Annotated in this window: 17 protein-coding genes and 2 pseudogenes; 10 read left to right on the forward strand and 9 right to left on the reverse strand. The window is 72.5% G+C overall.

Annotated elements, in window-relative coordinates; genetic code table 11:
• Positions 1-8: 8 nt before the first annotated feature.
• The gene (locus tag AC5L35_RS20000) at positions 9-722 is read right to left on the reverse strand and encodes a DUF5134 domain-containing protein (RefSeq protein ID WP_495061174.1); all 714 of its coding nucleotides are present in this window, start codon (positions 720-722) and stop codon (positions 9-11) included.
• Positions 723-929: 207 nt separating this feature from the next.
• Between AC5L35_RS20000 and AC5L35_RS20005 the strand changes: the two genes are divergently transcribed.
• Positions 930-1652, forward strand: coding sequence for a response regulator transcription factor (locus AC5L35_RS20005; protein ID WP_495061175.1), 723 nt, complete (start codon positions 930-932; stop codon positions 1650-1652).
• Between the two features lie 34 nt (positions 1653-1686).
• On the opposite strand, the gene AC5L35_RS20010 is transcribed toward AC5L35_RS20005, so the two are convergent.
• The 5 genes from AC5L35_RS20010 to AC5L35_RS20030 form a co-directional block, all read right to left on the reverse strand.
• Positions 1687-3120 (reverse strand): HAMP domain-containing sensor histidine kinase, encoded by a 1434-nt coding sequence (locus AC5L35_RS20010; protein WP_495061176.1) that lies wholly within the window; start codon positions 3118-3120, stop codon positions 1687-1689.
• A 164-nt stretch (positions 3121-3284) separates the two neighbouring features.
• A complete protein-coding gene (locus AC5L35_RS20015; RefSeq protein WP_495061177.1) occupies positions 3285-3554 on the reverse strand; it encodes a GlsB/YeaQ/YmgE family stress response membrane protein in 270 nt (89 codons plus the stop codon).
• A gap of 73 nt (positions 3555-3627) precedes the next feature.
• A complete protein-coding gene (locus AC5L35_RS20020; protein ID WP_495061178.1) occupies positions 3628-4134 on the reverse strand; it encodes a hypothetical protein in 507 nt (168 codons plus the stop codon).
• A 426-nt stretch (positions 4135-4560) separates the two neighbouring features.
• Entirely contained in the window at positions 4561-6396 is a 1836-nt protein-coding gene (locus AC5L35_RS20025) for a hypothetical protein (RefSeq protein ID WP_495061179.1), read from the reverse strand.
• On the reverse strand, positions 6393-6740 hold the full coding sequence (locus AC5L35_RS20030) for a hypothetical protein (protein ID WP_495061180.1): 348 nt from the start codon (positions 6738-6740) through the stop codon (positions 6393-6395). Before AC5L35_RS20030 ends, AC5L35_RS20025 begins: the two co-directional genes overlap by 4 nt.
• 883 nt (positions 6741-7623) lie before the next feature.
• Here AC5L35_RS20030 and AC5L35_RS20035 point away from each other — a divergent pair.
• The 4 genes and pseudogenes from AC5L35_RS20035 to AC5L35_RS20050 all read left to right on the forward strand — a co-directional run.
• Positions 7624-8667: pseudogene (locus tag AC5L35_RS20035) on the forward strand (NtaA/DmoA family FMN-dependent monooxygenase).
• On the forward strand, positions 8664-8975 hold the full coding sequence (locus AC5L35_RS20040) for a hypothetical protein (RefSeq protein WP_495061181.1): 312 nt from the start codon (positions 8664-8666) through the stop codon (positions 8973-8975). Before AC5L35_RS20035 ends, AC5L35_RS20040 begins: the two are co-directional and overlap by 4 nt.
• Positions 8972-9814, forward strand: coding sequence for a sulfurtransferase (locus AC5L35_RS20045; protein WP_495061182.1), 843 nt, complete (start codon positions 8972-8974; stop codon positions 9812-9814). Before AC5L35_RS20040 ends, AC5L35_RS20045 begins: the two co-directional genes overlap by 4 nt.
• A gap of 49 nt (positions 9815-9863) precedes the next feature.
• Positions 9864-10037, forward strand: a pseudogene (locus tag AC5L35_RS20050) (ATP-binding cassette domain-containing protein); the annotation flags it as partial.
• 180 nt (positions 10038-10217) lie between these two features.
• Here the strand turns inward: AC5L35_RS20050 and AC5L35_RS20055 are convergent.
• Together AC5L35_RS20055 and AC5L35_RS20060 are read right to left on the reverse strand one after the other, a co-directional pair.
• The gene (locus AC5L35_RS20055) at positions 10218-11432 is read right to left on the reverse strand and encodes a cytochrome P450 (protein WP_495061183.1); all 1215 of its coding nucleotides are present in this window, start codon (positions 11430-11432) and stop codon (positions 10218-10220) included.
• The gene (locus AC5L35_RS20060; protein WP_495061184.1) at positions 11429-11989 is read right to left on the reverse strand and encodes a PadR family transcriptional regulator; all 561 of its coding nucleotides are present in this window, start codon (positions 11987-11989) and stop codon (positions 11429-11431) included. The genes AC5L35_RS20055 and AC5L35_RS20060 overlap by 4 nt, the downstream gene beginning before the upstream one ends.
• 178 nt (positions 11990-12167) lie before the next feature.
• On the opposite strand from AC5L35_RS20060, the gene AC5L35_RS20065 reads away from it, so the two are divergent.
• The 5 genes from AC5L35_RS20065 (at position 12168) to AC5L35_RS20085 (ending at position 18190) form a co-directional block, all read left to right on the forward strand.
• Positions 12168-12941 carry a TetR/AcrR family transcriptional regulator gene (locus AC5L35_RS20065; protein WP_495061185.1) on the forward strand — a complete coding sequence of 258 codons (774 nt, stop codon included), beginning with the start codon at positions 12168-12170 and terminating at the stop codon, positions 12939-12941.
• A gap of 125 nt (positions 12942-13066) precedes the next feature.
• Complete coding sequence (locus AC5L35_RS20070; protein WP_495061186.1) at positions 13067-13711, forward strand: TetR/AcrR family transcriptional regulator; 645 nt, start codon at positions 13067-13069, stop codon at positions 13709-13711.
• Positions 13712-13817: 106 nt separating this feature from the next.
• Entirely contained in the window at positions 13818-14363 is a 546-nt protein-coding gene (locus AC5L35_RS20075; protein ID WP_495061187.1) for a hypothetical protein, read from the forward strand.
• A 380-nt stretch (positions 14364-14743) separates the two neighbouring features.
• Positions 14744-17566, forward strand: coding sequence for a helix-turn-helix transcriptional regulator (locus AC5L35_RS20080; protein WP_495061188.1), 2823 nt, complete (start codon positions 14744-14746; stop codon positions 17564-17566).
• Positions 17567-17602: 36 nt separating this feature from the next.
• A complete protein-coding gene (locus tag AC5L35_RS20085; protein ID WP_495061189.1) occupies positions 17603-18190 on the forward strand; it encodes a COG4315 family predicted lipoprotein in 588 nt (195 codons plus the stop codon).
• 37 nt (positions 18191-18227) lie between these two features.
• Here the strand turns inward: AC5L35_RS20085 and AC5L35_RS20090 are convergent, their stop codons facing one another.
• Positions 18228-18629, reverse strand: a complete 402-nt coding sequence (locus AC5L35_RS20090) for a nuclear transport factor 2 family protein (protein ID WP_495061190.1) — start codon at positions 18627-18629, stop codon at positions 18228-18230.
• Between the last annotated feature and the right edge of the window lie 85 nt (positions 18630-18714).

Raw genomic sequence — 18714 nt, forward strand, 5'->3', positions numbered from 1 at the left:
GGGTGTCCCTAGGCCATCTCGACGAAGGACGCGGTCATCGCCGCGGCCATCAGCCCACCGATCAGCTGGACGGCAGGCGGCGTCGCGGAGGTCCGGTGCCGGGAGAACACCGGCCTCAGTCCGCGGCCGACCAGCAGGAGCGCGGCCGCACAGAACACGAGCGCGAGAGCAAGGCACGGCACCCTGCCCCACAGGGGCATCGGGGACACGGGCACCGACGCCGTGCTCGGCTGCGCCATGGCCATGCCCATGTCCATGTCCGGCATCGCGGACATCCCGTCCGGCGCCCCGCCACCGGTCGCCGCTGACGACACCGCGGAGAGCAGCACGGCCATCCAGACCATGGACGACATCATCAGCGCGTGGTACCAGGCGCTACCCGCGGGTCCGGCACACAGCGCCGGCCCGGTCCGGCCGGTGGTGGGGGAACGCGCGGGGAGCACCGCCTCCGCCACGAACCAGAGCGCCGCGGCCGTGAAGATCAGGACGTACGCCATGATCGGGACACCGGATCCCCAGCTCCACAACATCGCGATCATGGCGACGCCCATGAGGGCGTGCAGACCCTCGCTCAGAACGGGACGGCGCGCCCCGATCAGGAGGTGCGCGACCATCCGGCGGAGGTAGTAGCCGACCGTGACGGCGAACGCCACGGACAGGACCCATCGCGACACGTCCTCGATCACCACTCCCGCCGGCCCCTCTCCTGAGCTTCTGTCCATACCGCCGAGCTAGTGGTCCGCACCCGCGCCCGCCCAGTTCCTGACCATGGCCCACGTCACACGGAGGGTCCGGGAGCCGGCGCATCCTCCGTTCGCACTCCCCCGGGGCCCGGTCGACCGGACATACCGGGTGTAACCGGGCAACGGGACGAGAGAGCCTGCCGAGTGGGAGCGGCCGACGGCCGGAAAACCGAGCAGAATGTGAGCGTGCCCAGCAGGATTCTCATCATCGAGGATGACTCGACGATCGGGAACGTCCTCGAGTCGAGCCTGCGCAGCCACGGCCACCAGGTCTTCTGGGAGCGCACCGGCACCGCGGGCCTCGCGCGGGCCGCGTCCACCCCGGTGGATCTGGTCCTGCTGGACCTCGGCCTCCCCGACCTGGACGGTGTCGAGGTCTGCCGGCAGCTCCGGCGCGTGCAGCCCGGCAGCATTCTCGTCATTCTGACGGCCCGCTCCGCGGAGATGGACGTCGTGGTCGGCCTCGAGGCGGGAGCCGACGACTACCTGGTCAAACCGGTCCGCCTGACCGAGCTGCACGCGCGCATCAGGGCCCACCTCCGCCGGAACGAGGGCTCGACGGCCCGCGCGGTGCGGCCCATCGGTGACCTCGTCGTGGACGTCACCCGGCGCCGGGTCACCGTCGCCGGTCAGGAGCTCCGGCTGCGCCCCAAGGAGTTCGACCTGCTGGCCCGGCTGGCCGCCCAGCCCGACGTGGCGTTGAGCCGGGAGACGCTGATGTCGGAGGTGTGGGACGAGCACTGGTACGGCTCCACCAAGACCCTCGACGTCCACGTCGCGGCACTCCGCCGGAAGATCGAGGAGATCGCTGCGGCGACGAGGGCCCGGGTTCCCGAGATCGTCACGCTGCGGGGCCACGGGTACCGGTTGGAGCTCGACCCGCCGGAACCCGGCAACGCCGGCCGCTAGTGCGGCGGTGGCGGTGGCAGGAAGGTGTCGACGTTCAGGGGGAACCGGGCCGGGCCCGGGCGGGCCCAGGTCCGGCGAGATCGACGTGAGCGGTGCCGCGGCCGAGCCCGAACCGTGCCACGTCGACCTTGCTCGCAGCTTCGGGTGCGCCACCACCCATGGGCTCCTGATCGGTGAGGGGCTCGGCGGGCGCAGGCGGCAGCAGGAGCGTGAACACGGGGGGCGCCCGCCGGGTGAGCTCCAGCCTGCCGTCCTCGGCCTCCGCGAGACGCCGCGCCAGCGCCAGCCCGATGCCGTGGCCGTCCCGCTGGTCGGCGCGGCGGGCGAACAGGACGCCCTCCGGGTCGTGCACGCCCGCACCCTCGTCGGAGACGTCGATCGCCACGGCGTTGCTGGACTCGCGGACCGTCACCCCGACGGTGCCCGCACCATGGGTCGTCGCATTGTCCACGAGCACCGCGAGGACGTGCCGCACCGCCGCGGCGGAGGCGCGCGGCCACGGTGCCCCCGGCTCGACGGTGAGAGTCAGGCCGCGGCCCAGCAGCTCCAGGCGCCCACGCCACTCCGGCGACAGTTCGTCCAGCAGCACACCGAGATCCACCGGGCCGCCGCGGGCGTCCCGGTTGCCGCGTGCGAGGTCCAGCAACTCGTCGATGGTCGCCTCCAGGCGGTCCGCGTCGACGAGACTCGCGACGATGGCCTGACGCGGATCCTGGCCCGGCTGTTCGAGGGCGGCTTCGAGCCGTAGTCGGAGGCCCGCGAGTGGGGTCCGCAGCTGGTGGGACACGTCGGCGGAGAACGCCTGCTCCCTGGCGAGCAGGTCGTCGAGGCGAACGGCGGTGGTGTTCAGCGCCGTTCCGACGGCATCGATCTCCCCGATCCCTCCTTGCCGGGTGCGCACGCTGAAGTCGCCCTCACCGAGTCTGCGCGCGGCCACGGCCAGCTCCTCCAGCGGCCGGGCCAGCCGTCGGGCCTGCCTGCGCCCGAGTAGCCAGGTGGCGGCAACGGCCAGCGCGGCGAGCGCGATCATCCCGGCCCACACCACCGCCACCCACTGCAGGACGGCGCTGCGGGGCGCGGCCGCCCGGACCGCCCCGATGATGTCGTCCTCGTGGGTGACCGGCACCGCCACGACGAAGTAGCCGCCCTCGGTACCCGCCCCCACGTCGCCCTGGAGGGCCCTCGCCACCTCCGCTTGCTCGGCACCCGGCCCGACGCCGCCCAGCAGGGTGCCGTCGTCGTCGTACACCGCGACCTCGACCGGACCCGGCCCGTCGACCCCTTCGATCCGCTCGGAGTCGTACACGTCACTCGCCACGGTGATCGCGACGGCGTCGGCGACGCGCTGCAGTTCGCTGCGCTCGCTCTGCGCCGCGTACTGCAGCACTCCTACCCCCAACGGCACCCCGAAGAGCCCGATGGCCAGCACAGAGGCCCAGACAGCGAGCCCGACGATTCGAGTGCGCACGAGGGTGGTCTCCGTTCCGCAGCCGTCCCGGTCACCGCACTCGGCGGCTCCTCAGCATGCGCCCACGTCACGGCGGGTGTCACGGGCGGGGCCGTACCTCCGCGGAGGCAGGGACCACGGAACGGCGGCAGCGGGGTCTCCGCCGAGCGCACCGCCGGAGCGGGTCAGAGCCGATTACGCTTGCGGCCGGTGACCTGGTTGTAGATCACGAGCACGATGACCGCGCCGATGATGGACCCGATCCAGCCGGCGGGCTGGAAGCCTCGGATGCCGACGGTCAGCAGCCCGAAGATCAGTCCGCCGACCACCGAGCCGATGATCCCGAGCACGATGGTGCGCAGGAGGCCGATGTCATCCTTTCCGGGGACGACCGCGCGAGCGATGAAGCCCGCGATCAGGCCGAACACGATCCAACCGACGATTGTCAAGATCATCTAATGTTCCCCGGTCCCTGAGCTGGATACCTGCGGCGGCCGAGTGTAGTGCGGGAGGCCGTGGGCATCCCGATCAGTTCATGCTCAGGGATGCGGTGCCGAGAGCGCCGAGGGCGGCGAGCTGCAGATCGTCGCAACCGGTCCACGGGGAGAGCGTCAGCTGCTTCCTGGGTTGCGCGGTCGCGGGTTGGCGGGGAGCGACCTGGAACGTGCTGCTCTTGAAGACGGTGCCGAAGTCGCTGTGCAGGACATCGGGTGAGGTCCCCCGGTGCAGGCTCGTGATGGGCCCGTCGGCAGTGCCCGTCGAGAGGACCGCCCGCGTGCGCTGCAGCAGGACGTCGAGGATCAGGTGTTGGCTCGAGCGTTCGGTGGGCAGGTGCGCCCGGACCGTCAACAGCTCGGCACCCGAGGGAGCCGACGGATGGTCGTCCGCCGCCCATTCCATGACGATGAAGCACGATCCGGGGATCCTCGGGCACGCGGCCTGGCCATGGTGGCAACAGCGGCCATGGGCCACGCCGAGCGCTCTCAGCGCGAGATCTCCATCGATGAGGTCGAACACCGCCGAGCGGATGTCCATCGCGGTCCTCCAGTGCACTGTCGCCGTGGCGGCGTAACACCTTGCGCCGGTCGAGCCGATGTCCTGGACAGGGGGGCCGCAGCCCACCCGGTCACTGTCGTCCTGACGAGCCCGGCCGACGTGCGTCGAGTCCTTTCAGACGGTAGGCGGTGGGCTGCAATCGGAAGCCCAGGGGAATGCAAGACGACGGTAAACGGGCGAACCGAGTCGACAAATGGCGGCATCGGAGCCCGGCTTCGTCGTCGGATCCGGCCGGCGGACCACCCCGCCGGGGGCTTCCGGGCACACTCGACGTCGTGGAGGTGCCCGGTGCAGCGAGATGTCGACGACGTCGCGTCGGACGCGACATGGGATCAGACAGCCCGCAACGAGACGGCCACCGAGCGGCGCTTCAGCGCGCGAAGCTCTGACCCCGTCCGGTGGGGGTCACCGGGGCAGGGGCGGGGTGACCGGCGTCAATGACCCGCCGGGCAGCCAGGGGTCGGTGGTGCGGTTGTCCATCCCACCCGCCCCGGTCGGCATCATCGAGATCTGCACGGACGCGAAGATCCGCGGCCCTGCTACCGCCGGGCCGGCGTCGCCCGGCGCCGTCCACGCCCGGAACCCGGCAGGCGACGCGAGTGGGGTCAGCCCGGCCGCACGCAGGTCGGCCAGGTAGCGCTGAGCCGACACGTCGAGCGGGTCGAAGTCCAGAGTGGTGACGGCGCCGGTCTGCCGGCCCAGCACGGCGTCGGTGGCGAGCCACGGAGCGGTGTACGTGCGGCCGACGCTCGACAGGGCCAGTGCCTCCTCGGTGAGCTTGCGCCCACCGGCCTCCCAGCCCGCGACGACCAGTGCCGCGTCCGCACGACCCAGCCGGTTGACCACAGGGAGCCTTCCGACCGCAGCTTCCCGGACGACCGCAGCAGCCGCGGCCGACCGGCGCGACCCGTCGGTCACGAGGTACAGCGCCGGGACGTCGCGGTCGCCGAGGAACCGCACGGTGGCCCGGAGCGTCGCGGCGTCCGACTCGGAGAGTGCATCGGCCGGACAGGCAGCCGGGAGGTCAGCGGCGCCACGCAGCACCCGGCCGACCACGGCGCTCAGGCACTCCGGTCCGTCCGGTCCCGTGAGTCCGGCCACCAGCGCCGGGGATGCCGGATCGGGACCGAGGTCGAGGCGCAGCGTCACGTGCTCGCCACCCGCCTCCACGGTGAGCACATCGGTGCCCGGAGGAAGGTCGACCACGGCCCAGCCGCCCGGTGCGCCGGGCCGTTCCTCCGTGCGCACACCGCCGACCAGCGCCCCGGCCACCCCGACATGGACGAGGTTGCGGCCCGGCCGCTGCGGGACGACCACAACCGGCGCATCCTGGCCGGCCAGAGCCACCGTCCGCAGGAGCGGACGGCCCAGCTCGGCGGGAGCCGGGGGTGGGGTCACCAGCATCAGCACCGAACCCGCGGTGAAGACGAGCCCCGCGGAGTAGGCCACGACACGGCCCCCGACCGCACCGGGACTGCACAGCCCCGTGCTGACTGCCACGAGCATGCCCAGCGCCTGGATCAGCACGAGCAGCCCGGTCAGCGACGTGGCCGTCACGGCGTCGAAACGCATCCCCCTGGCGACCGCCTCCAGCGTGGCGGCCGACACCGCCATGGTCGCCGAGACGGCGAAGACCAGGGTGACGCGCCGAACGACGGTGAAGCGAGCGCCACACGCGGGCGTGGCAACCAGGACCGCGGCACCGAGCCAGGTGACCGCGGCGACCATGTGCACGGCGGCGAGCCCCACGTGCCAGTCGGTGTGCCCGAACGTCGCGTCGTAGGCCAGCGCGGCAGTGAGCAGCGCACCCCCCACCGCGGACGCACTCCGTGCCCCACGCGTGAACAGCACACCGATCACCGCAGCGCCGACCGCCTGCGGCAACGCGACGACTGCGGGGACGCCTCCGCCCACCCAGCGGATCACCAGCGCGACCACCGCAACGGTCGCGGCGCTCTGCACGACGAGCATCGAGCTTCGCGACGGCGGGGCGAGGAAACCCAGCGCTGCCGTCCCGGCCACCAAGGCGCTGGCCACCAGCGCCACGACACCGAGGACGGCGAGGAGGGGCCACGGCAGGAAAGTGCCCACCATGTCGTCGGGAACACCGTCCCTGCCCCCGCCGGGCTGTGCCCATGCGGGCCCCGCGACCGCGAAGAGCAGCACCGGCACCACGAGCACGGGGAGGAAGACCCGCGAAAGGAACCGCCGGGCGCGGCCGTAACCCACGAGGCCGATCATGGTGTCGTCACCGGACACCCCTCGCTGGCCTGCGCGGTGATGTCGATGTGGCAGTCCGGGGAGTCCCCGGAAGCGAGCAGCTCCTCGATGCGCGGAGTGTAGATCATCTTTGTGACGCCCTGATCCTCCCGGCCCTGCGAGCCGGCCGGGTTGAGGATGATGATGTTGCGCGGCTCACAGTAGCCACCGACCACCATCGCGTCGAGATCTTGGCGGACCTGGATGCGGCGCCGGTCGGCGCGTCCGGCCGGCCCGGCGGCCGAGAGATCGCGACAGCCGCGCGGGAACTCCGGAGCGGGCACGGCGACACCCGGCCGGGGCACGGTGCATCGGATGGGGGCCACGGGAGAGCTCCGGATCCTGGGCCGCACGCGGTGCGTCCGGCGGGTCGGGGACCGAATGCCGGGATTCGGCCCGTGGGCCACGGCGATCAGTCAGAGGACGGCGGATGTCCCCGGACAGGACTGGTCGAAATCGTCCTGGCGACGGGTCGGCCAGAACCCTTCGAGGTCGAAGATCGGCACGATCAGAACTATGGCGACGAACCGCTCGGACGATCAACCCATCCCGACCTACTGTGCTCCAGATCACTGTAACGAATCGTGCCGCATCATCGATCGTGAGCTATCGCAACGAACCTCGGTCGACGGACGTCGAGCCGTCCGGCGCACCGCGACGCAGCGACCGGCGCAACGCGGGCAGGCGTCCGGTAACGCACGCCTGCGCCCATTCCGTCCACTTCTACACAGAATGGACGGCGCCGCAAATGGCCGGACATTTGTCGGACATTGCAAATCCGCGCACCACTCGGATGTCCTGACAATTGAGTGCGCGTCGCCGCCGACCTTCCCGAGATTCCCATCACAGTTGTCGTGGCCGCCGCGCTGAACAACTCAGCCCTGTATACGTTCGGCACGCTGGCTTCGGTGGAAGAATGGCGGTGAGACGGGTGATGAGTGGTTCAGCGCATACGCGCCGTCCCGCTTCCGGCACGGACGTACTGTCCGTCGTCCACACCCTGCTGCTCGTTCGCCGCCGGTGTATCGACCTGCTGAAGGTCTGCGCCTGTCTCTGTCGCGGCTGAGCCCGCCGATCGTCGCGCCCGTCCGCACGGACGCAGCCCGACCGTCGATGCACCTCCCCCTCCTCGTCAGTGGCGCCCGCCCCGCGCGCGGTCCGCCCTCTCGCGCCGAAAGGCGGCTCCGTATGCCCGAACCAGCCCGTCGGATGCACCTCGGCCTCACCATCTGGCCCACCGGCTTCCATCCCGGGGCCTGGCGCCTGCCCGGCGTCCGGAGCGACGGAAACTCCAACCCGCGCCTGTTGCAGCAGGCCGCGCGGACCGCCGAACGGGGTCGGTTCGACTTCTTCTTCATCGGCGACCGGGTGGTCGGGCTGACCACCTCGCAGTTCGCGGCGCCCAACGAGGTCCTACGTCCCGAGGCGTTGACCCTGGCCGCGAACATCGCGGGGATCACCGAGCACATCGGGCTGATCACCACGGTCAACACCACGTACTCCGAGCCCTACAACGTCGCCAGGGCGGCCGCCACGATCGACCACCTCAGCGGCGGCCGGGTCGGTCTCAACATCGTCACCGGCAAGAACGTCGAGGCAGCTCGCAACTTCGGACGCGAGCAGCACTAGGACAACGCCCACCGCTACGACTGGGCCACCGAGTACATCCAGGTCCTGCAGCTGCTGTGGGACAGCTGGGAGGACGACGCGCGCGTCGCCGACCCGGTGACCGGCCGCTTCGTCGACCCGGACCGCGTCCACACCATCGACTTCCACGGGAAGTTCTTCTCGGTCGATGGCCCGCTGAACGTCGAGCGGCCCGTCCAGGGCCAGATCCCGATCATCAACGCGGGTGCGTCCGAACGGTCCCGGGAGCTCGGTGCGCAGTACTCCGACCTGCGGTTCACCAACTCCTCGACCCTCGGCGTCGAGGGCGCCCGGCGGTACTACGACGACCTCAAGAGCCGGCTGCCCCACTACGGACGCTCGGCCGCCGACCAGCTCATCGTTCCCGGCGTCGCGGTGTACGTCGAGGAGTCCGAACGGGCGGCGCGCGAGGCGTTCACGACGTTGCAGGCCCTGCTCGAGACCGGTCCCGTCCACCGGGCGCGGCTCTCCGAGGCGCTCGGCGTCGCCGTCACGGACGCGGCTCCCGACGCGCCGATCGGGGACGTCGCCGACCTCGCGCTGCTGTCCGACGAGGGACGCCGGATCGTCGACTCGGCCCGAAGCTCTACGGGCGCGAGCGCGTGACCGTGGCCGAGGTCAACGCCTCCTTCATCCGCGGAGGGCTGTTCAAGGAGGTTGTCGGGTCGCCGACGCAGGTCGCCGACGTGCTCGAGGAATGGTTCTCCACAGGCGCCGCCGACGGGTTCATGGTCTTCCCGCCCACCGTGCCGCACGGGGTGGAGGCGTTCGTCGATCTCGTGGTCCCCGAACTGCAGCGCCGCGGTCTGCACCACCGCGACTACGCCGGCACGACCCTGCGTGAGCACTTCGGCCTCCCCCGCCCGCCCCGCCGCTTCGCGACGGGCGTCGATGCCGGGGCGGTGGCCGGATGACAGGGTCCGAGGTTCCGGTGTTCGTCGGCGTCGCCGAGCTGGAGAAGTGGCTGCAGGACACCCCGGAGCGGGTCCGCCTCCTGGAGATCCGCTACGACCAGAAGACCGGAGGGGACGGCGGCAGCGCCGGCCACCTGCCCGGAGCGGTCACCGTCGACCTGGCCACGGAGCTCGCCCGCACCGACGCCGACCCGGCCGAGGGGCGCCGCCCCCTGCCGGACCCCGCCGAACTGCAGCGGTCCGCACGGCGGTGGGGCCTGCGCGACGACTCCACCGTGGTCGTCTACGACACGCGCGCCGGGCTCTCCGCGGCTCGTGCCTGGTGGGTCCTGCGCTGGGCCGGACTGCAGCGGGTCAGCATTCTCGATGGCGGACTGCAGGCCTGGACCGCCGCCGGGCACGAGCTCAGCACGGAGGAGCCGGACGTCGAGCCCGGCGACGTCGAGCTGGGCTCGGGCGGACTGCCCGAGCTGGACGCCGACGCCGCTGCCGCCTTCGCCGCCCGCGGCCTGCTCGTCGACGCCCGGGACGCGCAGGCGTACCGGGAAGGACACATCCCCGGCGCCCGCAACGTCCCCTCCCGGAACGTGCTGGGCGCAGGCGGGACGCTGGCCGACGAGGACGAGGTACGGGCGCGCTACGGGGTCACCGCAGCAGACGCGCCGGTCCCCGGGCTCTCCTGCGGCGGAGGGGTGGCAGGCGCCTTCGCCGTCGCCGCCCTCGCCCACGCCGGCGTGACCGCGCCCCTCTACGTCGGGTCGTTCTCCGCCTGGAGCGCCGATCCCGACCGCCCGGTCGCCACGCGCGCCGAGCCGGGAACCGGCGAGGGGACACCGTGACCGAGAACCTCCCGCTGCGCACCGCCCGGGCATCCACCGCGCGGGACCCGTGCCCGGCGACGACGACACCCGGCACCCGTCCGACGTCCGGATCCGCGAGCTGATCACCACGGTCGGCCTCGACGGGTTCGCCGACTACCTGCCCCACCAGCTCTCCGGTGGCATGCGCAAGCGCGTCGCGCTGGCGCGCACCCTCGCCGCCGACCCGGACCTCTTCCTCATGGACGAACCCTTCGGCCCGCTCGACGCGCTGACGCGCCGGCGGTTCGGGGCGGAGTGCCACTCCATCGGCCGCGCGACGTGCGCGAGCTGCGCTTCACCCCGTCCTTCCGCGACCTGCACGGCGCGATCTCCGACGCGCTCGTCGCGCCGTCGGAGATCGCGTGACCGGGGGGCGGCCCCGTCACCAGGTGACGGGCACCTCCGTCACCCCGCCGGTGAGCCGGTCGGCGCGGACCACCAGATCGTCGACCTCCACGGCGAGCCGCAGGCCGGGGAATCGGCGGAACAGCGCGGAGAAGACGGCCGTGAGCTCGGTGCGGGCGAGGCTCGCACCGATGCAGAAGTGAGGACCGTGGCCGAACGACAGGTGCGGGTTGGGGCTGCGGGCCGGATCGAACTCCGTGGCCTCGGCGAACGCCGAGGGGTCCCGGTTCGCGGCCGCGGTGGAGAGCATCACCGCGTCGCCACGGGCGATCGTGACGCCGCCGATCTCGATGTCCTCGTGCGCGTACCGGAGCAGACCGAGCCCACCAGGGGCCGAGAGCCGCAGGATCTCCTCGACGGTGCGCTGCGCCTGACCTTCCGGGTCGGCGACGAAGGCGTCGCGCCGGTCGAGGTCGGACAGCAGCAGGAGCACGCCCAGGTCGATGCGGCCCACGGTGGTCTCGTGCCCGGCGAACAGCAGCCCGGCCGACAGCGTGGCCAGCTTCTCGTCGGTGAAGCGGGGGTCGGCCTCCTGGGCCCGCACCAGGTCGGACACGACGTCCTCGCCGGGGTTCACGCGCTTGGCCGCGGCGAGCCCGCCCATGTAGCGCTCGAACTCCGCCATGGCCTCGGCGGCATCGGTGCCACCGTCCAACCGGCCGACCCGGTCCGACAGGCCGTGGAAGTACTCGCGGTCGTCGAACGGCACACCGAGCAGCTCGCAGATCACCAGCACCGGAAGCGGGAAGGACAGCGTGGCGTGCAGGTCGACCGGCCGCTCCGGGTCGGCCGCCCTGGCCGCCTCCATCGCGTCGAGGCAGCCGTCGACCAGCTCACGCACGTGGCCGGCGAGCAGGCGCATCCGCTTGGCCGAGAAGGCCGGGACCAGCAGCGCACGCAACCGGGCGTGGTCGGCCTGCTCGGTCTCGTAGTCCCCCGACGGGCCGCTCAGGATGGCGGCGTCGGACACGGTGGCCGCCTCGCTCGGGTTGGGGTGCGAGCGGCCCAGCCGCGAGTCACCGAAGAGCGCGCGCGCCTCCTCGTACCGCGTGACCAGCCAGGCCGGGTCGCCCGCCGGCGTCCGCACCCTGGTGATCGGCGCCTCGGCCCGCAGCACGGCGTAGAGCGGCGCGACGTCGAGCACGTTGGGGCGGTCGAAGGGCAGTTGCGGCGCGAGTTCGGTGCTGGTCATCGGACATCCTCCTCGGGTGGCGGGGCTGGGGCGGCAGGTACGGCAGGGGCCACTCGGGCGCTCACGGTGGCGAGCCAGTGCTCCTCGGCGTGGGTGCGACGGAGCAGCTCGTCGAGCACGAGTGCGCTCCAGACGTCGTCCGGCGCGGTCCCCACGGAGCGGGCCAATGTCTGGACCCGGTCGCGTCGCGTGCGGATCGCCCGCCTGCGCGCGTCGAGAACACCGAGCCGCTCGCCGGGGGTCAGGAGCGCGAAGTGCCCCACCCGCGAGAGGAACTCCGCCTCGTCGGCGGCCAGCTCGTCGGGAAGCTCGGCCAGCATGTCGTGCAGCAGCTCCCGGCCGACCTCGGTGATGGCGTAGACGTGCCGCGCCGGGGCGCCCTGACGATCCACCGCGGTCCGCGTCACGGCGCCGGCGTCGTAGAACCGCCGCAGCGCCGGATACAGCGAGTTGTTCGACAGGGCGTAGCCACTGCTCTGCTCGACCCTGCGGCGCAGCTCGTAGCCGTGAGCGGGCTGCGCGGTCAGGTTCGCCAGCAGAAGCAGGTCGACCCACACCTAGGTCACGTTAACCTATTTGCTTGCTAGCACCCACCGCTAGAAAAGCAAAAAACGGGCCGAAGGGACGTATCGACCCGCGCTATTTTCCCGGGAGGGACGCGTGGCCGCCCCGAGAGGGGGTTATCGTGATTCAGGCAGTTGACTTACAGGTCGCTGAACGACGCACGGAGGCTTCATGACCGCTGATGGTCGTAGCGGGGGCGGGCGGCAGACCGTCCCGGAACGGGGCGCCGCCACCCGCGACCTGATCCTCGACGCCGCCGAGCGCCTCTTCGCCGAGCGCGGCCTGCTCGCCACGTCCAACCGGCAGATCGGCGAAGCAGCGGGTCAGGGCAACAACTCCGTGGTCGGCTATCACTTCGGCGGCCGGTCCGAGCTCGTACTGGCCGTCCTGCGACGGCACACCGCCGCGGTCGAGCGGCTGCGCGGCCACCTGCTGGCCGAACTCCGCCCGGAGTCCCCGCTGCGCGACCGCGTGGAGTGCATGGTCCGGCCGCTCCCCAGCCATCTCGCGACACTCGGCGGGCGGAGCTGGCATGCGCGGTTCCTCGCGCAGGCCGGCACCGAGCCGACGCTGCGCGAGGTGGTGAGGGCCGACGCGGAGGCGTCGCCCACCCAGCGCCAGGCGCTGGACGGGACGGTCCGGCTGCTCCCCGCCCTTCCCCCGGAAGTGCGTGCCGAACGCGCCGAGATGAGCCGCCAGCTCGTCGTACACATGTGTGCCGAACGCGAGCGGGCGCTGCACGACGGGAACACATCTGCCCGGCAGGCGTGGGAGTCGACCACGGCCGGGCTCATCGACGCGTTGGTCGGGCTCTGGCTGGCCCCGGTCACGCCCGAGGGACACGCCCGGCCGGAGGGGGGTGAAGTGAAACACAAGGACAAGGAAACGGCACCGGAGATCGTGCCCGCAGCCGAGGCGGCCGGAGACCGGGTGACCGGAAAATAGCGAGCTACCGGGGGCCTGTGGACCGGTCGACGGTGATCGGACCGATCTGGATCGGATGCGTAGCGTCCGCTTGGATCATAATCATCCGTACGGATCACTAAAGTCCGACTGATACCCTTCCAGGCGTGAACGCATCGGGGCCACTCGATGAGGGTGTGAAGGAACGCGCCGATTCCCGGCGCAAGCGGTTGCGATTGCTCGCAGCCACCCGCGACGCGGTCGCCGAGCAAGGGCTCAGTGTGGCCGCCGCCGATATCGCCGAACGCGCGGAAGTCGGGATCGGCACCCTCTACCGGCGCTTCGGCTCCAAAGAGGCACTGATCGAACTGGTCCTCCTCGACTCCATCGACGGCGTGTCCACCGCGGCGCAGCGTGCGCTCGACCACGAGGACCCCGTCTCGGGGCTCACCACCTTGCTCTCGGTGCTGGCAGAGGGGCAGGTCGGCAACCGCGGCCTGCGCGAGTACACGATGGGCTTCGGCGGGGAGCGTTCGGAGAACGTCCGCGAACACACCCATGCGCTACGCGGCGCACTGGAGAAGCTGGTGCAGCGCGCGCAGAGATCCGGAGCGATCCGGGACGACGTCACCTGGCGCGACGTGGCCGTCCTCGCGGAAGCAGCCGCCACCTCCGGCACCTACCTCGGGATCGCACCCGAGGCCGAGCAGTGGCGTCGCACCCTGGCCGTGATCATGGACGGCCTGCGGCCACCCGGCTCCGCCCCGCTGCCCGGCCGTCCCCCGGTGGACGCCACCACACCGGCCGGCTGAGTCCCCGGCGAGCGTCTCCTTTACCGTCGCATTTCCCCGTCATTGCGCAGGCCTTGCGTCTGCGGAGACGGACGGGAATCGCGTCAAATCCTCACGTCTTCGGGGGATGTCCGCCGTCGTACGGGCCAGGACGCTGCTCACGTTCGCGTCGCCCAGCAACGGACGGTTGATCTTCATGTGTTCCCACAGCCTGGACGTGCTCCTCTTCGTCTTCCACGACGCCCGCCGCGCTGCCGCGGTGCTGGAGAGGGCCGCCGGCCTCCCGGAGATGCGCCACGTCGCCGTCGTCGCGCGTTCCGCGGACGGCGAGATCCGCGTGGAGGCCCGGCAGCCGACCGGCGAGCGCCAGAACGTGCTGAAGCAGGTGATCGACGCCCTCGGCAGCCCGCTGCGCCGGCTCTCACCCATCGGCACCGACGGCGCCACGGCGGGACCTCCCCTGACGCTGCCCGACACCGGTCCCGGCCTCGCCGCTTTCGCCCGCCTGATCCAGCCCGGTCACCCGGTGCTGCTCGTCGCGAGTTGCACCAGCCTCTCCTCCACGATGGACGAGATCGCCGACCACCTCGGCGCCGCCCTCTACCGGGTGCCGCTCCACATGGTTCGAGCCAAACCACTCAGCCGGATCCCGTCGACCCCCTGGATCGCCTGATCCAGGAGCAGACCACCGCCTGACCCCCTCCCCGGACCCCGGCCACGCGAGCACAGGCGGCGCCGGGGGCGCACACGCAAACCGGGCGACTCGCGCACCCGGGGCGGGCGACTCGCGCACACGAACCGGGCGACTCGCGGACAGGAATCGGGCGACTCGCGGGGTCGGGAGGGGGCTGGTGGGCGCGGCTCGGGCGCCCCGGGGGAGCTGCGCCGCAGGCCAGGCGCAAATCGGACAGAGTCATCTGACGGATGCCCGCGCCGACCGCCGCCACGCACGATGGGTCGAGTTGGGACGTCTGGTGCGCCGGGGGGCGCCCGTGTGACCGGGTCCGCGGGCGAAGTGCGCGGCGTCGAGTGATGGTGGGATCGGAGTAGGCGATGGGTACGAATCACGACGAGGTTCCCCTCAGGGGGCGGGCCGCGGAGCTGGGGGACGTCCGCGAAGGCCTGGATGCGCTCCGCACCGGGAACGGCTCGGTCGTGATCGTCCGCGGCGCGGCGGGGGCCGGTCGGTCCCGTCTGCTGGCCGAGTCCCGCCGGATGGCGCGGACCATGGGGAACCGGACCGTGTCCGGGTCGGCCGACTCGAACAGCCGGGCCGTTCCGCTCGCACCTCTCATGGAAGCGCTGGCGACCGGGCCGGAGCCCATCATGGACGGGGACGAGCTCCCCACCGCCCTGTACGCCGGCGCCGACCACCGGTTCCTGCTGCTGCAGACCATCCGGAAGCAGATCGAACGCGTCGCGTTGCAGGCACCGGTGCTCGTGACCTTCGACGACCTGCAGTGGGCCGATCCGGCCACCCTGCTGGCACTGCGTTGCCTGCCCCGCAGGCTCGCGCACCGCCCGGTGATGTGGATGTTCGCCGTCCGCGACGGCGCAGGCACGGACGCCCTGCACACCACGCTCGACCGGCTTGCCGTTGCGGGCGCGGAGACCATCGAGCTGCAACCGCTGGAGCAGGAGTCGGTCGAGGCCATCGCGCACGACGTCCTCGGTGACGACGTGGACGAGTCGGTGATGCAGCTGGCCGGACGGGCGGCGAACAGGCCGTTGCTGCTCGTCGAGCTGCTGCGGGGGGTGGCCGAGCACGCGGCCGACGACGACCCGGACGGCGACGTGGGCCCGCGTGCGGGACAGCTCCCCGACCGGTTCCGCGGTCTCGTCGCCCGCAACCTCGAGCGGCTGCCCGACCGGGTTCGGCGGACCGTGCAGATCGCGGCCGTGCTCGGGCCACGCTGCACCGTCCGCCAGCTGGAGGCGCTGCTGGACGAACCCGCGTCGGCGCTGCTGGAGCCGCTCCGATCAGCCATCAGGGAGGACCTGCTCGTCTCGAACGACGACCACTTCGCCTTCCGGCACGAGCTGGTCCGCGAGGCGATCGTGGCGAACCTGCCGGCGGATCTGGTCCGCGGGCTGCGCCGGCAGGTGGTCGACGCCGACCTGCGGGCCGGCCGGCCGCTGCCCGAGGCCGCCACGCTGCTCGCCGCCGTGGCGCTGCCCGGCGACAGCGACGCGGTGTCGCTGCTGCGGCAGGCCGCGGCGATGGCCGCCGCGTCGGATCCGGCGGCTGCCGCCGAGCTCAGCGTGCGGGCCCTGGAGCTCACCACGCCCCGGGCGCCGGAGTGGGCCGAGCTGGTGGCCGAGACCGTCCAGCTGCTGCTGTGCGCAGGCCGGCCCGCCCAGGCGGCGGCACTCGCCCAGCAGTCGCTGGAGGTCCCGCTCCGCCCCGAGGCGGAGGCCTGGGTGCGCCTGGGCGGTGCGCTGGTCGGCCTGCAGTTCGCGTTCGTCGACGCGATCCGGCACTGCCGGATCGCCCTGGACCTGCCCGAGGTGCCGCTCTCGCTGCGGGCCGATCTCCTGGCGGTGCTGTCCCTGGCGACCGCGCTCGACGGGGACCCGGAGGGGGCAGGCGAGATCATCGGCGCGGCCATGACCGCGGCAGGCCTGTCCGACAACGCGCGGGCCGAGGCGCTGACCGTGTGCGTCGGGTCGATCGTCGACCTGTGCCGGGCCGACTGGCGTACCGCGTTGGCCGGGGCCGACGCGGCGGCCGAGCTGACCAGGCGAGTGGAGGTGGCGCAGCGCCTGTGCGAGCCGGAGATCTGGCGTGCGGTGGCGCTGGCGGCGGTGGGGCGCCTCGACGAGGCGTTGGCCGTGGCCGACCAGCAGCAGCGCCAGGCCGGCGTGGGGGCCGGCCTGGCGTTGATGCGGCTGTGGAGCGCCACCCGCTCGCGGCTCCTGCTCGAGGCCGGCCGGCCTGCCGAGGCGCGGGAGGCGGCCGACCAGGCGCTCGCCATGGCCGACGAGCTCGGCCACGGGGACTTCACGGCCCTCACCGCGGTCTTCACGGCCGGCCGGGTGGCGGTCCTCACCGGGGACGAGGAGGCGCTGGCGACAGCCGCCCGGGAGGCCGAGGGGATGCGGGCGAGCAGGTCCGCGTCGGTGCGCAGCACCGGGGCGTGGCTGGGTGCCCTCGTCGCCGACGCAGGCGGTGACCCGGGGCGGGCCATCGCGATCCTGACCGAGGGGGCGGCGCGCTTCGACGACGCGGCGCCATGGTCCCGGAGCCCGCTCGACCTCGCCGACGTGCCGTGGTTCGTGCGACTCGCCCTCCGGGCCGGGCACCGGGACATCGCCGAACGGGCGGCCGCCGACGTCGGACGCCGCGCCGAGGCCGACCCGGATGGGCCGCTGTTCGTCGCGGCCCACGCGCACGCTCGCGGGCTGCTCCTGCAGGACCGTGAGGAGCTGGTCCGGGCGGCGGCGCTGTTCGAGGCCGGGCAGCGGCCGCTCGCGAGGGCGGCGGCGTTGGAGGATGCCGGGACGCTGGCGGCCGGGAGCGACCGCGGCGAGGCCGTCGGCTTGCTCGAGACGGCGATGCGGATCGCCGACGAGGCAGGCGCCCAGCGCGACGCCGCGCGCGTCCGGTCCGCGTTGCGCGAGCTGGGCGTGCACCGGCGGCGCAGCACGCGACCTGGCACCGGTCACGGGTGGCAGGCGCTGACGCCGAGCGAGCTCGAGGTGGTGCGGCTCATCGCCCATGGAGCGACGAACCGGGCAGCGGCCGAGCGGCTCTACGTGTCGCCGCACACGGTCAGCACCCACCTCAAGCATGCGTTCACCAAACTGGGTGTCACGTCCCGCCTCGAGCTGGCCCGCATCGCACTGACGCGCGTGGAGTCCGGCGCCACCCCATGACGGGACGGTCCTGAGTCGGCGGTGGAGGAGCGAGCGATGATCCGCGGCAGCACGGCCGAGCGCTGGCGGCCTCGATGGTTGTTGGGTGCCGGTGTGGCCGGGTTGGCCACGATCGCACTCGTCACGACCGGTTGCGCCACCGAGGATCCGAACTCGCCCGCCTCGCTCGCACAGGTCCCACCGCGGGCGACGGCCATGCCGTTGCAGGCGCCCGATGGCGCACTCGTCGGGCCGCAGCCGAGCGCACTGGGAACCATCCTGGTGGACGGGGAGGGCCGCACGCTCTACACCTTCGCCAAGGACCCGAGGAACGTGTCCGTCTGCGCGGACAGCTGCGCCCAGGACTGGCCCTTCGTGCCCGCGCCGTCACCGCTGCCTGCGTACCTTCCCGGGGTGACCGGCGGGATCGGCCGGACGATCCGGCCCGACGGCGGGGAGCAGCTGACGGTCGACGGCCATCCCGTCTACACGTTCGCGGGCGACGTGGCGCCCGGCCAGACCAAGGGGCAGGGCAAGGTCCTCGACGGTGGCCTGTGGTGGGTCGTGTCGCCCGCGGGCATGCCCGTGCGCACCCCCGAGGCTGCGGCGGCTCCGGCGAACAGCTCGATCGGGATCCCGTCCTGACCGCGAGACCCCACCACCGGGCACGCAGGCCCGCGGCTCAACCGCTGTCTCGGACGAAGAAGGCGTTCATCCCGTCCACGTCGTCGAGGTAGACCTCGACCTGGACGATCAGCCCGCCGCGCAGGGTGCACACCGCCGCGACGTGCTCGTCGAGCACCCGCCCGTCCCGGCGGCCGGTGGCGTGCACCTCGATCGCCAGGTTGTCCCGGCTCAGCAGCACCTGCTCCAGGGTGGACGACAACCCGTAGCCGACGATCAGCTCGGCGCGCGCGATCACGTCGTCGATCCCCGCTGCCGTACCCGATATCGCGTTGTCGCCCGGCAGGGTCCACGTGACGTTCGGGCTCATGAGCCCCCGCAGCATCGGCCAGTCCTTCGTGGCCAACGCACGATGGAAGGACACTCCGATGTCGCGCTGCGGCGTCTCGGTCGTCGTCATCTTTTCTCTGCCTCCGGGTGCACGGGGAGCCACGCCCTTCTCGATCTATGGTCGAGGCTCGCCGCGGCCACCACATCACGTGTTG

It is taken from the genome of Pseudonocardia sp. OZ21 (assembly GCF_059359135.1).